Source organism: Geobacillus sp. LYN3, assembly GCF_003064505.1.
Lineage (GTDB): Bacteria > Bacillota > Bacilli > Bacillales > Anoxybacillaceae > Parageobacillus_B > Parageobacillus_B toebii.
Map to the genome: position 1 here is coordinate 1065276 of NZ_QCWL01000001.1, position 21295 is coordinate 1086570.

At 41.9% G+C, this 21295-nt stretch carries 22 protein-coding genes; 17 read left to right on the top strand and 5 right to left on the bottom strand.

What is annotated here, in order from left to right:
- The first annotated feature begins 119 nt into the window (after positions 1-119).
- Complete coding sequence (locus DCC82_RS05595; RefSeq protein WP_012749335.1) at positions 120-725, top strand: HTH-type transcriptional regulator Hpr; 606 nt, start codon at positions 120-122, stop codon at positions 723-725.
- On the opposite strand, the gene DCC82_RS05600 is transcribed toward DCC82_RS05595, so the two are convergent.
- Positions 718-1059, bottom strand: coding sequence for a YhaI family protein (locus tag DCC82_RS05600; protein ID WP_012749336.1), 342 nt, complete (start codon positions 1057-1059; stop codon positions 718-720). The genes DCC82_RS05595 and DCC82_RS05600 overlap by 8 nt on opposite strands.
- A gap of 184 nt (positions 1060-1243) precedes the next feature.
- Between DCC82_RS05600 and DCC82_RS05605 the strand changes: the two genes are divergently transcribed.
- The gene (locus tag DCC82_RS05605; protein WP_012749337.1) at positions 1244-1423 is read left to right on the top strand and encodes a hypothetical protein; all 180 of its coding nucleotides are present in this window, start codon (positions 1244-1246) and stop codon (positions 1421-1423) included.
- A 66-nt stretch (positions 1424-1489) separates the two neighbouring features.
- On the opposite strand, the gene DCC82_RS05610 is transcribed toward DCC82_RS05605, so the two are convergent.
- Complete coding sequence (locus DCC82_RS05610; RefSeq protein ID WP_073967926.1) at positions 1490-1576, bottom strand: YjcZ family sporulation protein; 87 nt, start codon at positions 1574-1576, stop codon at positions 1490-1492.
- 185 nt (positions 1577-1761) lie between these two features.
- On the opposite strand from DCC82_RS05610, the gene DCC82_RS05615 reads away from it, so the two are divergent.
- Positions 1762-2592, top strand: coding sequence for a peptidylprolyl isomerase (locus DCC82_RS05615; protein ID WP_062677430.1), 831 nt, complete (start codon positions 1762-1764; stop codon positions 2590-2592).
- 44 nt (positions 2593-2636) lie between these two features.
- On the opposite strand, the gene DCC82_RS05620 is transcribed toward DCC82_RS05615, so the two are convergent.
- The gene (locus DCC82_RS05620; protein WP_012749339.1) at positions 2637-3059 is read right to left on the bottom strand and encodes an HIT family protein; all 423 of its coding nucleotides are present in this window, start codon (positions 3057-3059) and stop codon (positions 2637-2639) included.
- Positions 3060-3579: 520 nt separating this feature from the next.
- Here DCC82_RS05620 and DCC82_RS05625 point away from each other — a divergent pair.
- The 9 genes from DCC82_RS05625 (at position 3580) to DCC82_RS05665 (ending at position 14488) form a co-directional block, all read left to right on the top strand.
- On the top strand, positions 3580-4317 hold the full coding sequence (locus tag DCC82_RS05625; protein WP_012749340.1) for an ABC transporter ATP-binding protein: 738 nt from the start codon (positions 3580-3582) through the stop codon (positions 4315-4317).
- Complete coding sequence (locus DCC82_RS05630; RefSeq protein ID WP_097354173.1) at positions 4314-5528, top strand: ABC transporter permease; 1215 nt, start codon at positions 4314-4316, stop codon at positions 5526-5528. Before DCC82_RS05625 ends, DCC82_RS05630 begins: the two co-directional genes overlap by 4 nt.
- Positions 5525-6031: an antibiotic biosynthesis monooxygenase family protein gene (locus tag DCC82_RS05635; protein ID WP_097354174.1), complete on the top strand. Its 507-nt coding sequence runs from the start codon at positions 5525-5527 to the stop codon at positions 6029-6031. Before DCC82_RS05630 ends, DCC82_RS05635 begins: the two co-directional genes overlap by 4 nt.
- 156 nt (positions 6032-6187) lie before the next feature.
- On the top strand, positions 6188-7588 hold the full coding sequence (locus tag DCC82_RS05640; RefSeq protein WP_097354175.1) for a hypothetical protein: 1401 nt from the start codon (positions 6188-6190) through the stop codon (positions 7586-7588).
- Positions 7589-7927: 339 nt separating this feature from the next.
- Positions 7928-8965: a uroporphyrinogen decarboxylase gene (hemE, locus tag DCC82_RS05645; RefSeq protein WP_012749344.1), complete on the top strand. Its 1038-nt coding sequence runs from the start codon at positions 7928-7930 to the stop codon at positions 8963-8965.
- Between the two features lie 15 nt (positions 8966-8980).
- Positions 8981-9913, top strand: coding sequence for a ferrochelatase (gene hemH / locus DCC82_RS05650; protein ID WP_012749345.1), 933 nt, complete (start codon positions 8981-8983; stop codon positions 9911-9913).
- 18 nt (positions 9914-9931) lie between these two features.
- Positions 9932-11356, top strand: coding sequence for a protoporphyrinogen oxidase (gene hemY / locus DCC82_RS05655; RefSeq protein ID WP_012749346.1), 1425 nt, complete (start codon positions 9932-9934; stop codon positions 11354-11356).
- A 94-nt stretch (positions 11357-11450) separates the two neighbouring features.
- Positions 11451-12023, top strand: coding sequence for a TetR/AcrR family transcriptional regulator (locus DCC82_RS05660; RefSeq protein WP_012749347.1), 573 nt, complete (start codon positions 11451-11453; stop codon positions 12021-12023).
- 71 nt (positions 12024-12094) lie between these two features.
- Entirely contained in the window at positions 12095-14488 is a 2394-nt protein-coding gene (locus tag DCC82_RS05665) for a YhgE/Pip domain-containing protein (RefSeq protein WP_097354176.1), read from the top strand.
- Positions 14489-14637: 149 nt separating this feature from the next.
- Here the strand turns inward: DCC82_RS05665 and yhfH are convergent, their stop codons facing one another.
- Complete coding sequence (gene yhfH, locus DCC82_RS05670) at positions 14638-14775, bottom strand: protein YhfH (RefSeq protein ID WP_012749349.1); 138 nt, start codon at positions 14773-14775, stop codon at positions 14638-14640.
- A gap of 149 nt (positions 14776-14924) precedes the next feature.
- Between yhfH and DCC82_RS05675 the strand changes: the two genes are divergently transcribed.
- From DCC82_RS05675 to DCC82_RS05695, 5 genes are all read left to right on the top strand, one after another.
- Positions 14925-15659, top strand: a complete 735-nt coding sequence (locus DCC82_RS05675; protein WP_108430277.1) for an MBL fold metallo-hydrolase — start codon at positions 14925-14927, stop codon at positions 15657-15659.
- A gap of 190 nt (positions 15660-15849) precedes the next feature.
- Complete coding sequence (locus DCC82_RS05680; RefSeq protein ID WP_012749351.1) at positions 15850-17388, top strand: fatty acid--CoA ligase family protein; 1539 nt, start codon at positions 15850-15852, stop codon at positions 17386-17388.
- 136 nt (positions 17389-17524) lie between these two features.
- On the top strand, positions 17525-18517 hold the full coding sequence (locus DCC82_RS05685) for an ABC transporter substrate-binding protein (protein WP_012749352.1): 993 nt from the start codon (positions 17525-17527) through the stop codon (positions 18515-18517).
- A 54-nt stretch (positions 18518-18571) separates the two neighbouring features.
- Positions 18572-19576, top strand: coding sequence for an ABC transporter permease (locus DCC82_RS05690; protein ID WP_097354178.1), 1005 nt, complete (start codon positions 18572-18574; stop codon positions 19574-19576).
- Positions 19542-20336 (top strand): ABC transporter ATP-binding protein, encoded by a 795-nt coding sequence (locus tag DCC82_RS05695; RefSeq protein ID WP_012749354.1) that lies wholly within the window; start codon positions 19542-19544, stop codon positions 20334-20336. The genes DCC82_RS05690 and DCC82_RS05695 overlap by 35 nt, the downstream gene beginning before the upstream one ends.
- Positions 20337-20366: 30 nt before the next feature.
- Here DCC82_RS05695 and dat read toward each other — a convergent pair whose 3' ends face one another.
- Entirely contained in the window at positions 20367-21233 is an 867-nt protein-coding gene (dat, locus tag DCC82_RS05700; protein ID WP_012749355.1) for a D-amino-acid transaminase, read from the bottom strand.
- Positions 21234-21295 lie beyond the last annotated feature (62 nt).

Sequence of the window (21295 nt, forward strand, 5' to 3'; positions counted from 1 at the left end):
ATGAACGGCGGGGAATGGTCACAAAAATAAAAAAATTAAACATTTTTATCTTTATTAATTTTTATTTTACTGGCATAATAGAAAGTAAAAAACACGGTGAGGAAAGAGTGGGTGGAACGATGAAAACGACAGAGCAAAATTATTCTATAAAAGAGGCGATGCTATTTAGCCAACGAATTGCTCAGTTAAGCAAGGCGCTTTGGAAATCGATCGAAAAAGACTGGCAGCAATGGATTAAACCATTTGACTTAAACATTAACGAACATCATATTTTATGGATTGCATATCATTTTAAAGGGGCGTCGATTTCGGAAATTGCAAAATTTGGAGTGATGCATGTATCCACAGCGTTTAATTTTTCAAAAAAATTAGAAGAGAGAGGCTTGCTTTCCTTTTCGAAAAAACAAGACGATAAACGCAATACGTACATTGAACTGACAGAAAAAGGAGAAGAAGTATTATTGAAATTAATGGAATCGTATGATCCAACGCAAAACGCGGTGTTTAACGGAGCATTGCCGCTGCGCGAGCTATATGGAAAGTTTCCAGAAATTTTAGAAATGATGTGTATCATCCGCAACATTTATGGCGATGACTTTATGGAAATTTTTGAAAGAGCGTTTGAAAACATTAAAAACGATTTCGTGGAACAAGATGGAAAACTAGTGAAACGAAACGCGAAATCGCAAGAAAAAGAAAAGGAGCTAACAAGTCAGTCTAGCTAACGGTTTTCATTAACTTTTTCAATTCCGTCATTAGGGGGACAAACATTTGCTGCTTAAGGAGAGCGTCAACTGTCTGTTCGAGCGGAAGGCTAGGATGGAGCATTCCCGCGAAATGAAGGAGAAGCGGGGTGAAAATCGTCAACCCTTCCGCTTTTTGTTTTTCATATTCCTCGCTTAACTGTTCGCAAAGGGCAAGCACTTCATCTACTTCTTCTTTTGTTAAATTTGCTTTAATAACAAGATAATAAAACGGTTTTTTTGTTTCATCGACCATTTCCATTAACAACGATCGATGGAATTCCAATTTGGCGATTCGTTCCTCTAGTGTTCCCATATGCGCGCTCCTTTTGCCGAACATAATGGACAAGTTTTTACGTATATTTTACCTAATTTATGAAAAACAACCAATAAAAAAGTTTTTTTCAGGGGAGAAGAGTTTTTCTGTAAAAATCATATTGATTTATAAAAAGAAACGTTGTAAAGTAAATGAGTAATTATGAATAGGAGGGGAAACAGGTTTGACGGTGTACTTTATACCCCTTGCTGTCATTATTTTATTTCTTATTAATCAATTAACATCTCGCCTTTGCGCGCAAAGGGAAATACCAGAAGAAAAGCAACCAAGTGTTTTTCGAACAATCAACGTTCTTATTACGATTTTATTAATTTCTTCCTATTTTGAAGTGTTATTTACATAGAAAAAAGCTGACAGCTTGTGCTGCCAGCTTTTTTGTAGATGTGTTGTAGACAAGGGGAAGGGGTTATTAGAATAAACATGAGCATCCAACAATAATTAACAAAATAAACAACACAACAATTAACGCAAAGCCTCCTGCATAAGGTGCGCCCATTGTAACACCTCCTTTCAAAAAGGAGCAATTCAGCCTCAGATGCTTCATCATCATCATATGTAAGGCAAAAACACATGTATGGGCGTATGACTAAAAGGAAAAAGTTTTTTTCTTTATGAAAAATATGTTATAGTTATTGTTGTAATTTTTTTTGTCAAAAAATTGGTGTGGGAGTTGTGGAACAAATGAGAAAATGGATGATCGTTGCAGCCGTCGCCGCTGTTTTTGGGCTTTCGGCCTGCAATAACGGCGATTCTGAAGTCATTGTAAAAACAAAGGACGGCAACATCACAAAAGAAGAATTTTATAATGAAATGAAGGCCCGCGTAGGCAAGGAAGTGATTCGTGACCTTGTTCATGAAAAAGTATTAAGCAAAAAATATAAAGTGACGGACAAGGAAATCGATAAAGAAATCGAGAACTTAAAAGAAATGTATGGAACGCAATATGATTTAGCCGTTCAGCAAAATGGAGAAAAAGCGATTCGGGATATGGTGAAACTGGATCTTTTGCGGCAAAAAGCAGCAATGGAAGATATAAAAGTAACGGATAAAGAGTTAAAAGACTATTATAAGAATTATAAACCGAAAATTAGAGCGAGCCACATTTTAGTAAAAGACGAAAAGACAGCAAAAGAAATTAAAGCGAAGCTTGATAAAGGAGAAGATTTCGCAAAGCTTGCGAAACAATATTCACAAGATCCAGGGTCAGCATCGAATGGCGGCGATTTAGGATGGTTTGGACCTGGAAAAATGGTGAAAGAATTTGAAGATGCAGCATATAAGTTAAAAGTTGGACAAGTGAGCGATCCGGTGAAAACAGACTATGGCTACCATATCATCAAAGTAACGGATAAAGAGGAGAAAAAGCCGTTTAACGAAATGAAAGAGGAAATCGAATTCGAAGTAAAACAAAGCAAATTGGATCCAGCAAAAGTACAATCAAAAGTAGAAAAACTGATAAAAGATGCAAAAGTGGAGATTGAAGATAAAGATTTGCAAGATGTGTTAAAATAACGGTCAAAAACAAAAGGAAGCGGGTAAGAATCGCTTCCTTTTGTTTATTCCAATCCTTTTTGAATTGTTGCGGCAATGGTTTGTAAATCGTCAAACGTATAATCGCTTGCATGGGATTTCCATACAGCGCCAAATCCATCTCCTTTGCCGTAACGAGGGATTAAGTGAACATGATAATGAAAGACAGTTTGCCCTGCTTGTTCACCGTTATTGTTTAGTAAATTTAAGCCGGCTGGGGAAAATTGTTTTTTGATCGCGTTTGCGATTTTTGGAACAACGGTAAAGACGTGGCTTGCAACATCTGGAGTGAGTTCAAAAATGTTTTCTTTATGTACTTTTGGAATGACAAGCGTATGCCCTTTCGTTACTTGGCTGATGTCGAGAAAAGCCAATACATGTTCATCTTCATACACTTTTGCCGCTGGGATGTCTCCGTTTACAATTTTGCAAAAAATGCATTCACTCACTAGAAAAAGCCACCTTTCCTATTTTTTCTTCCATTTTACCATAAAAAGAGCAGGATGTAATCTTGTATTGATTACATCCTGCTTTAGTGAAAAGGGGAGAGGGTTTATTCAAACAAAATGGCGTTTGATGAACACCCCATTTGCAAAAAAAGTTGTTAAAGAGTGAGTTTTCCTTTGTTCAAGATGACCATCCCCTTTAAGCTCTTACATAGAGGTTCGTTGCTTCATAGCAATGGAACGATGGTCTTGTCTTTCACAAACACCTCATTTACTTAAGGAGTTTCGCGCTTCCTCACTGCATTACAATGGTGTTACTTCGACAAGTGTGTCTTTCGTGAACACCTCATTTCTAAGTGGATGATTCATCATTTGCGCTGTTCCTCATCCCCTCTTCGCTATTTATCATGCCCGAGAAAAAAGGATGTATGCAAAAAGGAGAGAGATAATTTTTGGAAAGTATTTGTTGCTTTGATAAAATGAAAATGTAATCCGTAATTTATGAATAGAAAGGAAGCAGGCGATGGCGCTTTTGGAAGTTCAACATTTATACGGGGGATATACGAAGCAAAACGTGCTCGAAGATGTTTCGTTTACCGTCGATCGTGGGGAAATAGTTGGTTTAATCGGTCTAAACGGCGCGGGAAAAAGTACGACGATCAAGCATATTATTGGGCTGATGGAACCGAGGAAAGGGACGATTACGATTAACGGAAAAACGTTTTCGGAACAGCCGGATGTATATCGTTCGCAATTTACATATATACCAGAAACACCTATTTTGTACGAGGAACTGACATTGGAGGAACATTTGCAATTAACGGCGATGGCTTATGGTTTGGAAAAACATGAATACGAACGGCGTCTTCCGCCGTTATTAAAAGAATTTCGCATGGAGAAAAGGTTAAAATGGTTTCCTGCTCATTTTTCCAAGGGAATGAAGCAGAAAGTCATGATTATGTGCGCCTTTTTAGTGGAGCCAGAGCTTTATATCATTGACGAGCCGTTTCTTGGCCTTGATCCGTTAGGGATTCATTCTTTGCTTGAACAAATGCAGCAAATGAAGAAAAAAGGGGCGGGCATTTTAATGTCGACACATATTTTGGCGACAGCAGAAAAATATTGTGATTCGTTTGTCATTTTGCATAACGGAAAAGTAAGGGCGAAAGGAACGCTCGAGGAGTTACGTGAACAATTTTCTTCTCCAGCGGCAACGTTGGATGAACTATATATTGCGTTAACAAAGGAAGAAAGCGTATGATGGATGGAAAAAAACTATGGAACGACCGCCTTTATCAAGAAGTGCGAAAAATGCGGCGCTATTTGCGCTATATGCTGAATGACCATCTATTGTTTATATTGCTCATTGGCATCGGTCTAGGGGCGGTCGCCTATAATCATTGGGTACAAACGCTGTCTCCGCATTTTCCTTATCCAATCGTTGCTGCGCTGATTTTCTCTTTCGTATTAACGTTCGGTTCGCTGCGTACGTTATTTCGGGAAGCGGATATCGTGTTTTTATTGCCGTCTGAGACAAAGCTTCGTCCATATATTCAACGGGCTTTTTTGCTGAGTTTTCTTTTGCAGGGATATGGGCTGCTTCTTGTATGGTTGGCAATTGCGCCGCTTCACCGGAAGTTTTCCGATGTTTCTTTATGGCTGCTGTTTTTCGTGTTGCTCGTTTTGAAAGGATGGAATTTGTTTATAATCTGGAAAGGAAATTATTTTATTGAACCGCTTGCCCATCGTCTTAGCATGGTCGCACGGTTTGGGGTCAATGCTCTTTTTGTTTACTTTTTGCTTGTTCCTGCTTCGGTTTTGTTTTTGCTTGCTCTATGTGCCATTATTGCAGGCATAACGGTTTATTTGGTGCAAGCAACAAAGCGAAAAGGATGGAAATGGGAGCGTCTCATTGAACAAGAAACAAGTGCGGTGCGCACATTTTACCGTATCGCCAATTTATTTACCGATGTTCCACAATGGAAAGAGGAGGCGAAACGCCGGCGCTGGCTTGATTTTCTAGTTTCTATGATTCCATATCATCCAAAAAATACGTTTCTTTATTTGTATGCAAGAACATTCATCCGTTCGGGCGGATATTTAGGCCTTTATATCCGCTTAATCGCCATTGGATTGTTATTTCTTTATATTGTTCCATCCGAATACGGAAAAATCGCCGCGTCGTTATTTTTTCTTTACATTACAGGTTTTCAATTATTCTCGGTAATCGACCATCATCGGACAAACTTGTTGATCCGATTATATCCGCTTCCAAACGATGTGCGGAAACAAGCATTATGCCGCCTCCTCTTTTTCTTATTAATCGTGCAAAACAGTGTGTTCAGTTTGTTTTTATTCCTGCTTTATGCCGGCTGGATATGGATCGCGTCATGGACGGCAGGAGCTGTTTTTAGCTATTGGCTATTGTTTCATTATCTTTCCAAACGCCGCAATAGGAGGGAAAAACGATGAAAAAAATGTATATTACGACAGGAACAACGGATTATTTGCAAAAGGTGAAGGGCATGCATGCAAATGAAACGATGTTGTTGTTGGAAAGGGAAGAAGATGCTGTTTTGCTTCATGAAACAGATGGCGAAACGGTGTTTAAAGAGCCGCGCCGTTATGAGGTGATCGATGCAGTTGGTGAGTTGGGCGGAGCGTTTGTTGTATGCAACAATATTCCGGTGACCGACGAAGGGCGGCCGATCTTTGAGTACCGTTTTCAGCAGCGGGCAAGACTGATTGAAAACGAACCTGGGTTTGTTGCGATTCGCGTGCTTCGTCCGCTTTCTAACGATACGTATATCATTATGACATTATGGGAAGGAAAAGAACACTTCGAAAATTGGCAGCGTTCAAAAGCGTTCACAAAAGCGCATGAGCAGCGGAAAGAAGAACAAAAACCATCTCAACAAAAAATATTTCTGCGTCCATCTTATATAACAGTCTATTCGGTCGTTCAAGAAAGATAAAACAGTTTTTTACCTCCGCTTTTTCGAATGAATAAGCGGGGGTTTTTTGTATATAAGTGTTTCACACCTTTATTCTCCTTTCATATGCTGTAGTACATCCATGTTGGGAAAATGTCCTATTTAACAATGGAAAGCATATAGGAAAGGAGAATATAAATGGGTGTGGAATTAACGGTGCTGCACTGGATTTACTTAGCGTTTATCGTGTTTATTATCGGATTTATGATCGCACGAAAAGATACATCACTTATTTGCATTATCGGGATCTTTTTGTTAGCCGCTACAGCGACCCATTCGTTAAGCGCGGCGATCAGCGGGGTGTTTAATAGCTTTATTTACGCGATTACAGAGCTTTTGCCAACCATTTTAGTGATTTCCATTATTGTGGCAATGAGCAAAGTGATGACAACAACAGGAATTAATGATGTGATGATTTCGCCGTTTATCCGGTTTATCCGCACTCCGGGATGGGCGTATTGGACGATTGGGATTTTGATGATGATCATTTCTTGGTTTTTCTGGCCATCTCCCGCAGTTGCGTTAATGGGTGCAGTGTTACTGCCTGTGGCCATTCGTGTTGGGTTGCCGGCGTTAGGAGCGGCGATGGCGATGAATTTGTTTGGTCACGGTATTGCTCTATCAGGAGATTTTATTATTCAAGGAGCGCCAAAACTGACAGCAGATGCCGCTGGTCTTTCTGTCTCCGAAGTCATTTCTGCCAGCGTGCCGCTTGTGTTTGTGATGGGAGTTGTTACTACGGTTGCTGCCTTTCTATTGCTTCGTCGTGATATGAAAAGGGGCCATTTCGCTAATGAAACGAATGAAGTAGCGGCGACAGCGGATGAGGCAATCGAAAAGGCAAAACAATTGTTGTCTAATCAAGCGAAAAATATATTGGCGATCATCATTCCGATTTTATTTGTTCTAGATGTCGTCGCAATGTTTTATTTACGCCTGCAAGGTGGAGATGCGACTGCGTTAATCGGTGGAACAGCGATTTTTATTTTAATTCTTATTTCCATTTTTGCTTATAAACAAGAAAGTTTTAGTGAAATTACGAATTATTTAATCGAAGGATTTCAATTTGGCTTTAAAGTGTTTGGACCAGTCATTCCGATCGCGGCGTTTTTTTACCTCGGTGACGCAGGGTTTGTCAAAATCATCGGAGAACACTTGCCTAAACTATCGCAAGGAATTGTAAACGATCTAGGAATTGCGCTCGCTCATGTCGTACCGCTCAGCGATGGAGTTGGAGCGGTCACGTTAGCGATTGTAGGAGCAATCACAGGATTGGATGGTTCAGGATTTTCTGGTATTTCGTTAACGGGGTCGGTTGCTCATTTATTCGCGACAGCGATTGGCGGCGGTGCCGCGACATTAACTGCGCTTGGACAAATTACGGCAATTTGGGTTGGAGGCGGCACGCTTGTTCCGTGGGCGCTTATTCCAGCGGCAGCTATTTGCGGTGTAGACCCGTTTGAGCTGGCGCGCCGAAACTTGGTTCCGGTGGCGATTGGACTTGTTGTGACAACCATTGTAGCGATGTTTTTGATTTAACATTGACGAAAAAGCTGTCTCGTAGGAGTGAGCGAGGCAGCTTTTTTGATATAATAATAAAGGAACACGAATGATTTTTTGATATAACCATGAAAAGTATAAAAAACGGAATGACTGGCTATTTATTTCTGAAATCAGACGAACGAAGCGGTATTGTGCAGAAAGTCAGTAACAAACGAAAATAAATCGTCAATTTTTTGACAGTTTCCCCCCATTGCTATACATTGTCATAAGAACCTTGTATAGTTATAATTGTAACTTTGTATACAATTGCTTTGATGAAAAATTTTTTATCTTTTATAGATCTATCGATGTTGAATGAAAGAAAGGCGGATGAGGATGTCAAAACAAAAGAATGATACATTTTTACGCGCCTGCCGCGGCGAAAAGACAGATTATGTTCCGGTTTGGTATATGAGACAAGCGGGAAGGTCCCAGCCGGAGTATCGGGCGCTTAAGGAGAAATATTCGTTATTTGAAATTACCCATCAACCAGAGCTTTGTGCTTATGTAACAAGATTGCCGGTCGAACAATATCATGTGGATGCGGCCATTTTATATAAAGATATTATGTCCCCGCTTCCGGCGATTGGTGTTGATGTAGAAATTAAAGCAGGGGTTGGACCGGTGATTGCTAATCCAATCCGCTCTCTTGCGGATGTAGAAAAACTTGGAGAAATTCATCCGGAAGAAGATGTGCCATATGTATTGGAAACCATCAAACTGCTGACGACTGAACAATTAAATGTTCCGCTCATCGGATTTGCGGGTGCGCCGTTTACGCTTGCGAGCTATATGATTGAAGGCGGTCCATCGAAAAACTACAATAAAACGAAAGCGTTTATGTACGCAGAACCAAAAGCGTGGTTTGCTCTGATGGACAAGCTTGCTGATATGACGATTCGCTATGTGAAGGCGCAAATTCGTGCTGGCGCGAGCGCGATTCAAATTTTTGATTCATGGGTTGGCGCGGTGAATGTTGACGATTACCGCACATTTATTAAACCGACAATGGCTCGTATTTTTGCGGCGCTTCGCGAAGAAAACGTTCCGCTTATTATGTTTGGGGTTGGTGCGAGCCATTTAGCGAAAGAATGGAACGATTTGCCGCTTGATGTAATCGGACTCGACTGGCGGCTTTCGATTCGCGAGGCGCGGGAAAGAGGGATTACAAAAGCGCTTCAGGGAAATTTAGATCCAGCAGTTCTTCTGGCTCCTTGGGAAGTAATTGAAAAACGCGTGAAACAAATTTTGGACGAAGGCATGGAACAGCCGGGATATATATTCAACTTAGGCCACGGCATTTTTCCAGAGATTCAGCCAGAAACGTTAAAACGGTTAACGGCGTTTATCCATGACTATACGTCAAGAAAATAAGAGGTGTTAGTAAAGATGGCAAAAAAGAAAATGGGATTATTAGTGATGGCGTACGGAACTCCATATAAAGAAGAAGATATTGAACGATATTATACGCACATTCGTCATGGCCGAAAGCCTTCTTCGGAACTATTGGAAGATTTAAAACAACGCTACAAAGCGATTGGCGGAATTTCTCCATTGGCAAAAATTACTCTGGAACAAGCAAAACAATTGGAAAAGCGGCTTAACGACATTCAAGATGACATTGAGTTTCAAATGTACTTAGGATTAAAACATATTGAGCCGTTCGTGGAAGATGCCGTTCGCCAAATGCATGAAGATGGCATAAAAGAAGCTGTGAGCATTGTGCTTGCACCGCATTTTTCAACGTTTAGCATTCAATCGTATAATGAACGGGCAAAAGCGGAAGCAAAAAAATTAGGAGGACCGGTCATTTATACGATTGACAGCTGGCATGATGAACCGAAATTTATCGATTATTGGGTGGAAAAAGTAAAAGAAGTATACGCGTCCATGACCGAAGAAGAACGCGAAAAAGCAGTGCTCATTGTGTCAGCGCATAGCCTGCCGGAAAAAATTATTGCAGCGGGGGATCCGTATCCGCAGCAGCTTGCCGAAACAGCTAAACTAATCGCAGAAAAAGCAGGTGTAAAACATTATGCGGTAGGTTGGCAAAGTGCCGGCAACACACCAGAGCCTTGGTTAGGACCAGACGTACAAGATTTAACGAGACAGCTGCATCAGGAAAAAGGATATACATCGTTTGTTTATGTTCCAGTCGGTTTTGTCGCTGATCATTTGGAAGTGTTGTACGATAACGATATTGAATGTAAACAAGTAACAGAAGAAATCGGGGCAAACTATTATCGGCCGGAAATGCCGAATGCGAATCCAAAATTCATCGATGCATTGGCAACAGTTGTATTAAAACGGATCAAACTTTGATAAAGAAGGCGATGAACAGTGAGTGGCGAAAAACGTACGGTTGTGATCATCGGAGGCGGAATAACAGGAATTGCCGTTGCCTATTATTTGCAAAAAGCAATTAAAGAACAACAGCTTCCTATTGAATGTAAACTGGTAGAAGCGACCCATCGTTTAGGCGGCAAAGTGCAAACAATGATACGTGACGGTTTTGTGATTGAGCGCGGTCCTGATTCGTTTTTAGCGCGGAAAACAAGCGCTTTTCGTCTTGTGCAGGAAGTAGGGCTAGAAGACGAGATTGTTCATAACGCGACAGGAAAATCGTACATTTTAGCCAACGGCAAGCTTTATCCGATACCAGGCGGAGCCGTCATGGGGATTCCGACACAAATCGGTCCGTTTATCACGACAGGGTTGTTTTCTCCGCTGGGAAAACTGCGTGCTGCCCTTGATTTTATTTTGCCGCCGACAAAAACAGAAGGCGATTTATCATTAGGACAATTTTTCCGCCGCCGATTTGGCGATGAGGTGGTAGATAACTTAATTGAGCCGCTGTTATCTGGCATTTATGCAGGCGATATTGATCAAATGAGTTTAATGTCGACATTTCCGCAGTTCTTTCAATTGGAGCAGCGATACGGCAGCCTGGTGCGAGGTGCAAAACGAACGACGCCGAAAGCAGCAAAACAACGGAAAGGTGCGTTTCAAACATTAAAAACGGGATTGCAATCGTTAGTCGATGAATTGGAAAAACGATTGGAACAAGGCAGTGTCATGAAAGGGGTGCGGGTAGAAAACGTTAGACGCGAAGGAACGGAATATCGTTTGCGTTTAAGCAATGGAGAAGTGTGGAAAGCAGATAGCATTATCGTCGCGATACCGCACTCATCTGTACCAGCGATGTTTGCTGATTATCCGTTTTTCGCGCCGTTTCAATCAGTTCCATCGACGTCGGTAGCAACCGTGGCATTGGCCTTTCCGGAAAGCGCTATTGAACAAGATATTGATGGAACGGGCTTTGTCGTTTCCCGCCGCAATGATTATACGATTACGGCTTGCACATGGACACATAAAAAATGGCCGCATACCGCACCAAGCGGAAAAGCGCTGTTGCGTTGCTATGTCGGCCGTCCTGGCGATGAAGAAATTGTCGAACAGTCAGATGACGAAATCGTCCGCGTCGTGCTGGATGATTTAAACAAAATTATGCGTATTACGGGACGTCCGGAATTTTTCGTTATTTCGCGATGGAAAAGGGCGATGCCACAATATACGGTAGGCCATAAAGAGCGGCTTGCGAATATAAAAGCACACATGGACTCTGAGCTTCCAGGTGTGTTTTTAGCGGGAAGTTCGTACGAAGGATTAGGGCTGCCGGATTGCATTGCCCAAGGGGAAGAAGCGGTAAAAAAAGTACTCGATTATTTGCAAGTGAGCCATCGAAAGTTTGCGGAGGTTAACTAAAAAGAGTTAACCTCTTTCTTTTTTGTGAAAAATATGTTATGATTTTAGACGTAATGACCAAATTGTTCTTTTAGTCATTCGAAGGATGAGGGAAATGTCTATTGATCGAAAACAACAAATCATTGAAGCGGCTACTAAATCGTTTTCGTTATTTGGTTACAAGGCAACAACGATGGAGCAAATAGCGAAGCTCGCCAATGTCGGAAAAGGCACGATTTATACGTTTTTTAAAAACAAAGAAGACTTATTGGATGCAATTATCTCTTCACTTATTTTAGAAATAAAAAAGTCAGCGGAGCAAGCGATGAATCCCAATCGTCCCTTTTCGGAAAACGTGCATCGCGCCCTGTATCGCATTTTAGAGTTTCGCCAGCAGCATCAATTAACGGCGAAGCTTCTTCAAGAGGTGCGCAATGTCGGAACGGCGGCAGTCCAAGAAGTGATGAAAAAATTAGATTGGGCCATTATCGATTACATTCGTGAGAAAATCGAAATCGCTATAAAAAAAGGAGAAATTCGCGACTGCGATGCTGAAATTACAGCGTTTTTAATGTTAAAAGTATATATCGCATTAATTGTCGATTGGGAGCAAGATCATGATCCGCTGCCGAAAGAAAAAATTGCTGAACTATTTGAGCTTTATTTTTTGAAAGGATTGTCGAAATAGATAGTCCTTCTCTTTTTTATTTAAAAATGACTAAATGGACAAATTGGTCAATTGTATAGAGGAGGGAGAAAATGCGAGGACTCTCATTATTATGGAAAGAGGCGCATGCGATTTTTCGTAATCGAAAGACATTGATATCGATTATTGCTGTTATATGCATTCCGATATTATATAGTGGAATGTTTTTATGGGCGTTTTGGGATCCATACGCTCATCTGGATAAATTGCCTGTTGCCGTGGTGAACAACGACAAAGGAGCAGCGATGAACGGTGAAAAATTGGAAATTGGCGATAAGTTAGTAGAAAAGCTGAAAGAAAACAAGAAATTTGATTGGCATTTTGTTTCTGAAAAAGAAGCGGAAAAAGGATTGCAACATCAAAAGTATTATATGGCCATTGAAATTCCGGAAGATTTCTCGGAAAATGCTACGACTTTACAGGATGAACATCCAAAACCGATGAAACTCATCTATAAGCCAAACGAAGGATTTAACTTCCTATCGGCGCAAATTGGCGATAGTGCCGTAGAGAAGATTAAAGAAGAAGTTTCCAATACGGTGACAGAAACGTATGCGGAAGCGATGTTTGAAAATATCCGCGAGATGGCGAAAGGACTTGATCGGGCTAGCGAAGGTGCAAAACAGCTGCATGACGGCATTCAAAAAGCAAATGATGGCGGTGTCTCGCTGCAAAGCGGTCTGCATTCTGCGAAAGAAGGAAGCGGAAAATTAGCGAAAGGAGCGCATGCGGCAAAAAATGGTGCTAATGAGCTTTATAAAAACTTAAAACTGCTCGCTGAAAAATCGCTTACGTTTGAAAATGGATTGCAATCGGCTAGCGAAGGCGCTAATCAGCTAAACGCCGGGCTCTATCAGCTGCAAAATGGTTTTACAAAAATGCAGGACGGCCATTCACGACTATTAGCTGGCGCGAAACAAGTGGAGAATGGTGCGAAACAGCTGTCCGGCGGTCTTCATCAATCGCTTGATGGAATGCAACAAATGAAAGGAAACATTCCGTCATTGACACAAGGATCGCAAAATCTACAAAATGGAGCACAAAAGCTTTCCGCATCGATGGAACAATGGAAGCAAGGGGCTGAGAAGACAAATAAAGGAGCTGTCCAAGTAAGCCAAGGATTAGAAAAAGCAGTAGCCCAATTGGACGCGTTAGCAGCACAAGCAACAGATCCAAAGGAAAAAGCGCTATTACAAACTTTGAAAGAACAATTGCTTCCTCTATCCGAAGGAAGCAAACAAGTCGCTCAAGGAATGGAACAGTTATCGAATAGTGCCAGCCAATTAAAAACAGGTGCGGATCAGCTTGCTGCGGGAGCTTCTAGGCTCCATAACGGCCAGCTTGCGTTAAGCGAAGGAGTCGAAAAGCTTTTAGCAGGCCAGCAACGATTAGCAAGCGGTGCTGATGCGCTTGTCGCCGGTCAATCAAAAGTGGTGCAAGGATTGACAGTGTTTGGGAAAAAATTACAAGAAGGAAAAAATGGTGTTGATCAGTTAGTCGCGGGAAGTGATCGATTGTCTTCTGGCTTGCATCAGCTAGCCCAAGGATCAAACAAATTAAAAGATGGCGCCCATCAGCTTGCGGATGGATCCGGAAAGCTTGCCGATGGCATGAATGACCTTGAAAATGGCATTGTGTCGCTTTCCAACGGCATGAATCAACTTGCTAACGGTTCTGATCAGCTTGTAAGTGGAATGAAAAAATTAGAGGATGGATCGAATGAGTTGGCAGATAAACTAGCTGATGGCGCGAAAAAAGCGAGTGATGTCAAAGCAAATGATGATACTTATAAAATGTTTGCCGATCCAGTGAAAAAGAAAAATGAAAAAATGAATCATGTGCCAAACTATGGTACCGGATTTACACCATACTTCTTATCGCTAGGATTGTTTGTCGGCGCCCTTGTTTTGTCCATTGTGTTTCCATTGCGTGAACCAGCGGACGTGCCAAAATCAGGATTTAGCTGGTTTATTGGGAAATTTGGTATTTTAGTAATTGTTGGGATTATCCAATCATTGCTGGCAGATGCCTTATTACTTGGAGCATTAGACATTCATGTCCAAAGTGTTCCTAGATTTATACTATTTACGATGATCACAAGCATTACGTTTATTGCGTTAATTCAATTCCTAGTGACGACGTTGGAAGATCCGGGGCGTTTTATTGCGATTGTTGTATTAATTTTGCAACTTACAACAAGTGCTGGAACGTTCCCGCTTGAATTGATTCCAGACGTATTACAATACTTCAATGCTTGGTTGCCGATGACATATTCGGTGCTTGGATTTAAAGCGGTTATTTCTAGTGGAGATTTTGCGTTTATGTGGCATAACGCAGCTGTTTTAGCCTTGTTTATTGCCATTTTCATGGTAGGAACAATTTTATACTTTATTGCACAGCATAAACGTCAGTTTGATAAACAGATGAACGAAGCTTCCGAAGCGTAATGCTTTGGAAGCTTTTTTCATCTACGTTCAACGTTTATGAATGAAGCAGCGCGGACACATATAGATTCAATGACGATCCATACAAAAAAAATTAAAGATGCCTCTAGAGAGAAGCACCTTTACGTATATAGACAGAAACGTTTTTCGTGTTATTGATGATAAACGACGCCTAAACAATTAGTGCATGTGTTTCCGTAGCATTCATGCTGTTCTTCTATTTCTTTGCCGCATTGCACACATTTTTTTGGCGGTAGGTTTTTGAAAAATTCTAACACTTTTACTAACATTGCGATCGCCTCCATTGTTTTGTTACTTATATTGTATTATAACAGAATGTGATTTGTCAATAACTGTTTTAAAACAAATTTCACCAAAGATGCAAAGTCCACTAAATTTATGTATGATGATAACAGATGAGTACATAAGGAGGAGTACGATGAAAGTTACGGTTATTGGCTATTGGGGAGGTTTTCCAGCAGCGAATGAAGCAACCTCCGGATATTTGTTTGAGCATGACGAATTTCGCTTGTTAGTGGATTGTGGAAGCGGCGTGCTTTCGAAATTGCAAAATTATGTATCTGTCGAAAAATTAAATGCGGTAATCGTATCTCATTATCATCATGACCATGTCGCGGATATCGGTCCATTGCAATATGCGCGGCTGATCAAAAAGAATCTTGGAGTACAATTGCCAGTGCTTCCGATTTACGGGCACCCATTTGATCAAGGGGAATTTGCCCGTCTAGCGCATGAGGGGATTACCGAAGCGGTTGCTTATGATCCGGAACGATCGCTTCAAGTCGGACCGTTTCACATTACCTTTATGAAGACAGTGCATCCAGTTACTTGTTATGCGATGCGAATTACAGCAGGAGATACAACGGTCGTTTATACGGCTGATTCTAGCTATTTACCGGAGTTTGCGCCATTTGCCGAAAATGCGGATTTGCTTATTTGTGAATGCAATTTTTACGCCGGGCAAAACGCCGCTCCCGCCGGCCATATGACGAGCGAAGAAGCAGCAATGATTGCCCGTGATGCAAACGTAACGGAACTATGGTTAACCCATTTGCCGCATTTTGGAGAGCATACGCAGCTTGTCAGCGAGGCAAATGCAGTGTTTTCCGGCAAAGTGCAGTTAGCGAAAACAGGACTAGTGTGGGAAAAATAGAAAAAGTTTATCCCCCATTCAGCCAATCAAAATGTTTTCTGGAAAAACAAATGACAGTGACTCAATTAGGAGAGCAATCTTTTTCTTGCTCTCTTTTTTCTTTTTTCTTATAATAAAATCTAGTTAGAATTTTTTAAATTATAAAATGAATGATAATTCATTCAGTATCTTTTATGAGGGAGGGATTTTGGTGAATTTATCATCGCGGCTGGCAGAGGTAGCAGATCAATTGCCGAATAAGGAAGCCTATTGGTTTGAAGGGGAAAGTTGTACATATGGAGAGTTAGATGCGGCGATTTCCAAGTTTTCTAGCGGCCTGTATAACATGGGAATTCGACAAGGTGACCACATCGCCTTGTTAATCGGAAACTCACCATATTTCGTGATTGGATTATACGGAGCGTTGCGGTTAGGAGCAACCGTTATTCCGATTAATCCGATTTATACACCCGATGAAATCAGCTATATTTTGATGAATGGAGATGCAAAGGCGGTTATTGCCTTGGACTTACTCGTTCCGTTGTTTATACAAATGCAAGGGCGTTTGCCACTGCTAGAACATGTGATTATTTGCGAAACTCCGCAAGGAAAAGAAAAAGGAATTTCTTTGCCGGAACAAATGAAATCGTTTACAGATGTACTTCGATCTGGTGATGTGAACTTCCAAGGACCGAAGTTGGCGGATGACGATACCGCGGTAATTTTGTATACATCGGGGACGACAGGAAAACCAAAAGGAGCAATGTTGACCCATAAAAACTTATATAGCAACGCTAAAGATATTGCCAATTATTTAAAAATCAATGAAAACGATCGTGTTATTGCGACATTGCCGATGTTTCATGTCTTTTGTCTAACCGTCGCGCTGAATGCACCGCTCATGAATGGCGGAACGGTGATTATTGTTCCAAAGTTTAGTCCAGCGAAAATTTTCAACATTGCTCGGGAACAAAAAGCGACGATCTTTGCAGGCGTGCCGACGATGTATAACTTCCTATACCAATATGAGGGTGGAAGTGCCGATGATTTCCGTACGCTTCGTCTTTGTATTTCCGGCGGCTCTTCGATGCCGGTGGCGTTATTGAAAAACTTTGAGAAAAAATTCAAAGTGATCGTTTCGGAAGGATACGGATTGTCGGAAGCATCTCCCGTAACATGCTTTAACCCGCTGGATCGTCCTCGAAAACCAGGATCGATTGGAACAAGCATTATGAATGTCGAAAACAAAGTAGTGAACGAGTTTGGTGAAGAAGTGCCGGTGGGAGAAGTCGGCGAACTAGTTGTCCGCGGTCCGAACGTGATGAAAGGTTACTACAAAATGCCGGAAGAAACGGCGCATGTGCTTCGCAATGGCTGGCTTCATACAGGAGATTTAGCAAGAATGGATGAAGAAGGGTATTTCTACATTGTCGATCGGAAAAAAGATATGATTATCGTTGGCGGCTATAATGTATATCCGCGTGAAGTAGAAGAAGTTCTATACGGTCATCCAGATGTAGTGGAAGCGGCTGTAGTTGGCGCTCCTGATCCAGATTATGGAGAAACGGTGAAATGTTTTGTCGTTTCGAAAAATCCGCAATTAACGGAGGAAATGCTCATCGAATACTGCCGCAAGCATCTAGCAAAATATAAAGTTCCAAGCTCCATTGAGTTTTTAGATGAATTGCCGAAAAATACAACAGGAAAAATTTTGCGGCGTGCATTAAAAGAACTCTCATCGAAGTTGTAAAAAGTACCGAATTTTCGGTACTTTTATTTTTTTCTTAAAATATATAGTTGAAAATAGAATAATAAATTTATATAATTTAATGCATAAAAGCTAAAAAGTATAAAAGCGATAAAGTATTGTTTGCTAGGGGGATGGGATGATGAAAAAAAGGATTCAACAAATCGCAATGTTATGTTCGGCAAGTTTTTTATTATTGAGCGGGTGCGGTGCGAAAGAAACAAGTAAAAGTGAAGGAAACAAAGAGAAAACATATCGCATCGGGGTAACACAAATTGTGGAGCATCCATCATTGGACGAGGCGTTAAAAGGATTTAAGCAAGCGTTGAAAGATAAGGGGCTGTCCGTTTCCTATGATGTACAAATTGCCCAAGGAGATATGAACAATAACCAAACGATTGCCAATAATTTTGTTTCCGATCAAGTTGATTTAATTTTTGCTAACTCCACTCCAAGCGCTCAAGCAGCGTTGAATGCGACAAAAGATATTCCGATTGTGTTTACTTCTGTTACTGACCCGGTTGGAGCACAGCTTGTACAATCAATAGAAAAACCTGGAGGGAACGTCACTGGAACGACCGATACGCATCCTGATGCGATTCCGAAAACAGTGCAGTTTATTGATAAATACGTAAAAGGAAATCGCGTCGGCATGATTTATAACTCTGGAGAGCAAAATTCAGTGGCGCAAGTCGAAACCGTCAAAAAGGCGATGAAAGGAACAGATTTAAAAATTGTTCCTGTTTCTGTATCGACAACGGCTGAGGTGAAACAAGCAGCGGAATCACTTGTCGGCAAAGCGGACTGCATTTACATCATTACGGATAATACGGTTGTTTCCGCGCTCGAGTCGGTGATCCAAGTAGCAAGCGACCATGATATTCCATTGTTTGCCGGTGAATTAGATTCGGTGAAACGCGGCGGGTTTGCCGCTTACGGGTTTGACTATTATGACATTGGATATGAAGCAGGAGAGATGGCTGTACAAATTCTTAAAGATGGCAAAAAACCATCTGATCTGCCTGTGCAATATCCGAAGAAGTTGAAGCTGCTTATTAACAAAAAAGCGGCAAAAGATATGGGCATCGAGCTTAACCCAGAATGGGATTCCATTGCAGAATATATTGAATAAATATAGTGCATCCCTCCTTTAAGGAGGGATGTACTTTCAAAGGACGGGAGCATTATGTCAACAGCGATTTTTAGTGCGATTGAAGCAGGATTTATTTATGCGATTATGGCGTTAGGAGTGTATTTATCGTTTCGTATTTTAGATTTTCCTGATTTAACGGTAGATGGAAGCTTTGTGACCGGGGCGGCGGTGGCGTCTGTGCTTATTATTAACGGAACGAATCCGTTTCTTGCCTCTGCCGCCGCATTGTTAGTCGGGTTTGCTGCTGGTTCGATCACCGGAATATTGCATACGAAAGGGAAGATTAATCCGCTATTATCGGGAATTTTAATGATGATTGCACTTTATTCTATCAATCTGCGGATTATGGGGCGTTCGAACGTTCCGCTTTTACAGCAAGACACGGTAATGACGGCGATGACGGAAGCATGGCAAAATGCAGGGCTAGACAAAGCGATCAACAGCATGATCTCTTTTGCCGGATTCGTACCGCGCACATGGGCGATTTTCGTGACGATGGCTTTTGTCGTCATAGTTATCAAACTGCTTCTTGATCAGTTGCTGAAAACGGAAATTGGCTTAGCACTGCGCGCAACGGGCGACAATAAGCAAATGGTTTCTAGCTTCTCCGCCAATACCGATTGGCTGACGATTTTTGGACTTGGCTTATCTAATGCGCTCGTTGCTTTTTCGGGAGCGCTTGTCGCGCAATATGGAGGGTTTAGCGATGTCGGTATGGGAATCGGCATGATTGTCATCGGGCTTGCTTCGGTCATTATCGGGGAAGCGTTGTTCGGAGCGCGTACGATTGCGCGTGCGACATTAGCGGTCATCGGTGGAGCGATTGTATACCGCATCATTTTAGCGCTTGCCTTGCGTGTGCAGTTTTTGGAAACCGGAGACGTAAAGCTCATTACGGCGGTTATTGTAATAGTTGCTCTCATTGTTCCAAACATTGTCGCAGCGCAAAAAGAAAAACGGAGCAAAAAGCGCAAAACACAAGCGCAAGAGAGGGGGGAGCGCGTTGCTGAAGCTCAAACAGATTACAAAAGTATTTAACGAGGGAACGATTGATGAAAAAGTAGCGTTGCAGCCGATTAACTTAACATTAGCTCCCGGTGATTTCGTCACGATCATCGGAAGCAATGGCGCGGGAAAATCGACGATGATGAACATTATTTCTGGCCGGCTCTTCCCCGACACTGGTTCTGTCTGGATTAATGGAAAGGATGTAACGGCACTGAGGGAACATGAACGCGCCCGCTATATCGGCCGCGTGTTTCAAGACCCGCTCGCCGGTACGGCGCCGAATATGACGATTGAAGAAAATTTGGCGCTTGCCTATAATCGCACGAAGCGGCGAACGCTCAAATTCGGGGTGACGAAAAAACGGCGCGATTTTTTCCGTGAGACGCTCGAGACGCTTCATCTTGGCTTGGAAAACCGCTTAACCGCGAAAGTCGGGCTATTGTCTGGAGGAGAACGCCAAGCGTTGTCGCTTTTAATGGCCACATTTACGAAACCGGATTTGCTCCTTTTGGATGAGCATACGGCGGCGCTTGATCCAGCGCGTGCAGAGTTAATTACGGAGCTGACGAAAGAAATCGTAGAAAAATATAAACTGACGACATTAATGGTTACGCACAATATGGAACAAGCGCTTCGCTTGGGCAACCGTCTGATTATGATGGACCGGGGGCAAATTATTTTCGAAGCGAGCGGCAAAGAAAAGCAATCATTGACGGTTGAACGTCTATTACAAGAATTTCAGCGCATCCGCGGAAGCCAATTCGCTAGCGACCGCGCCGTGCTAGGATAATAGAAAAGCGGGGAACGATTCCCCGCTTTGTTATTTTGCGTTTTTGACAGCAAGCCCCGCCGCTTTTTCATATGCCGCTTGAAGTTTTCTTGTAACCTCTCCTGGCTTCCCGTCGGCAATGAGTTGCTCTTCGACTTGGATGATTGGAATAATGCTTGATGTGGTGCTTGTTAAAAACATTTCATCCGCTTGGGCAATATCTTCGATGGAAAACGCTTCTTCGACGAATGGAATGTGAAATAAATCGCAAAATTCTTTCACTTTCATGCGGATAATGCCGTTTAAAATGCGCTCTGTCGCTGGGTGGGTGTAAACTTTTCCGTCTTTGACAAGGAAAATGTTTGAGGAGCTGCCTTCGGTAATATCTCCGTCTCGGTAAAAGATTGCCTCAAACGCCCCGCGTTCCGTTGCTTCTTGTTTTGCCAGCACGTTCGGTAGAAGATTTAAACTCTTAATATAGCAATATTCCCAGCGGACATCTCTTGTTAAAATCGTACGCACTCCATTTTCGATTTCTCGTATTTTTCTTGGCATTTCCCGAATATAGGCGTACAAATTCGGACGATTCTCGGCCGGAAACGCGTGGTTGCGTGGGAAGCTCCCTCTTGTCACCTGAAGATAGAGAATCGCGTCTTCTTTCACATTGTTCATTTCCCGCAGCAGTTCCAGCTTTTCCATCAGCACATCTTTGTCAAAAGGAACAGAAAGGCGAATCGCCGCCGCAGAACGGTATAGGCGGTCGATATGCTCCTCAAGCAAAAAATACGTTCCTTGATAGATGCGCGCGACTTCATAAACCCCATCGCCAAACTGCAGCCCCCGTTCTTCCATTGGATAGGTTACTTCATGACGGGGAAGAAATTGTTTTTCCGTTAGTACGTACCGCTTTAACGTCATCGGTTCCAGCTCCTTTTTTCAGAAGTGTGAAAATTCAATTTATTATCAGTATATCACGAACA

What these genes read in the sequence shown, in the direction of transcription:
- DCC82_RS05595 (WP_012749335.1), top strand. Translation starts at nt 120, where the DNA reads ATGAAAACGACAGAGCAAAATTATTCTATAAAAGAGGCGATGCTATTT.
- DCC82_RS05600 (WP_012749336.1), bottom strand. Translation starts at nt 1,059, where the DNA reads ATGGGAACACTAGAGGAACGAATCGCCAAATTGGAATTCCATCGATCG.
- DCC82_RS05610 (WP_073967926.1), bottom strand. Translation starts at nt 1,576, where the DNA reads ATGGGCGCACCTTATGCAGGAGGCTTTGCGTTAATTGTTGTGTTGTTT.
- DCC82_RS05615 (WP_062677430.1), top strand. Translation starts at nt 1,762, where the DNA reads ATGAGAAAATGGATGATCGTTGCAGCCGTCGCCGCTGTTTTTGGGCTT.
- DCC82_RS05625 (WP_012749340.1), top strand. Translation starts at nt 3,580, where the DNA reads ATGGCGCTTTTGGAAGTTCAACATTTATACGGGGGATATACGAAGCAA.
- DCC82_RS05630 (WP_097354173.1), top strand. Translation starts at nt 4,314, where the DNA reads ATGATGGATGGAAAAAAACTATGGAACGACCGCCTTTATCAAGAAGTG.
- DCC82_RS05635 (WP_097354174.1), top strand. Translation starts at nt 5,525, where the DNA reads ATGAAAAAAATGTATATTACGACAGGAACAACGGATTATTTGCAAAAG.
- DCC82_RS05640 (WP_097354175.1), top strand. Translation starts at nt 6,188, where the DNA reads ATGGGTGTGGAATTAACGGTGCTGCACTGGATTTACTTAGCGTTTATC.
- hemE (WP_012749344.1), top strand. Translation starts at nt 7,928, where the DNA reads ATGTCAAAACAAAAGAATGATACATTTTTACGCGCCTGCCGCGGCGAA.
- hemH (WP_012749345.1), top strand. Translation starts at nt 8,981, where the DNA reads ATGGCAAAAAAGAAAATGGGATTATTAGTGATGGCGTACGGAACTCCA.
- DCC82_RS05660 (WP_012749347.1), top strand. Translation starts at nt 11,451, where the DNA reads ATGTCTATTGATCGAAAACAACAAATCATTGAAGCGGCTACTAAATCG.
- DCC82_RS05665 (WP_097354176.1), top strand. Translation starts at nt 12,095, where the DNA reads ATGCGAGGACTCTCATTATTATGGAAAGAGGCGCATGCGATTTTTCGT.
- yhfH (WP_012749349.1), bottom strand. Translation starts at nt 14,775, where the DNA reads ATGTTAGTAAAAGTGTTAGAATTTTTCAAAAACCTACCGCCAAAAAAA.
- DCC82_RS05675 (WP_108430277.1), top strand. Translation starts at nt 14,925, where the DNA reads ATGAAAGTTACGGTTATTGGCTATTGGGGAGGTTTTCCAGCAGCGAAT.
- DCC82_RS05685 (WP_012749352.1), top strand. Translation starts at nt 17,525, where the DNA reads ATGATGAAAAAAAGGATTCAACAAATCGCAATGTTATGTTCGGCAAGT.
- DCC82_RS05690 (WP_097354178.1), top strand. Translation starts at nt 18,572, where the DNA reads ATGTCAACAGCGATTTTTAGTGCGATTGAAGCAGGATTTATTTATGCG.
- dat (WP_012749355.1), bottom strand. Translation starts at nt 21,233, where the DNA reads ATGACGTTAAAGCGGTACGTACTAACGGAAAAACAATTTCTTCCCCGT.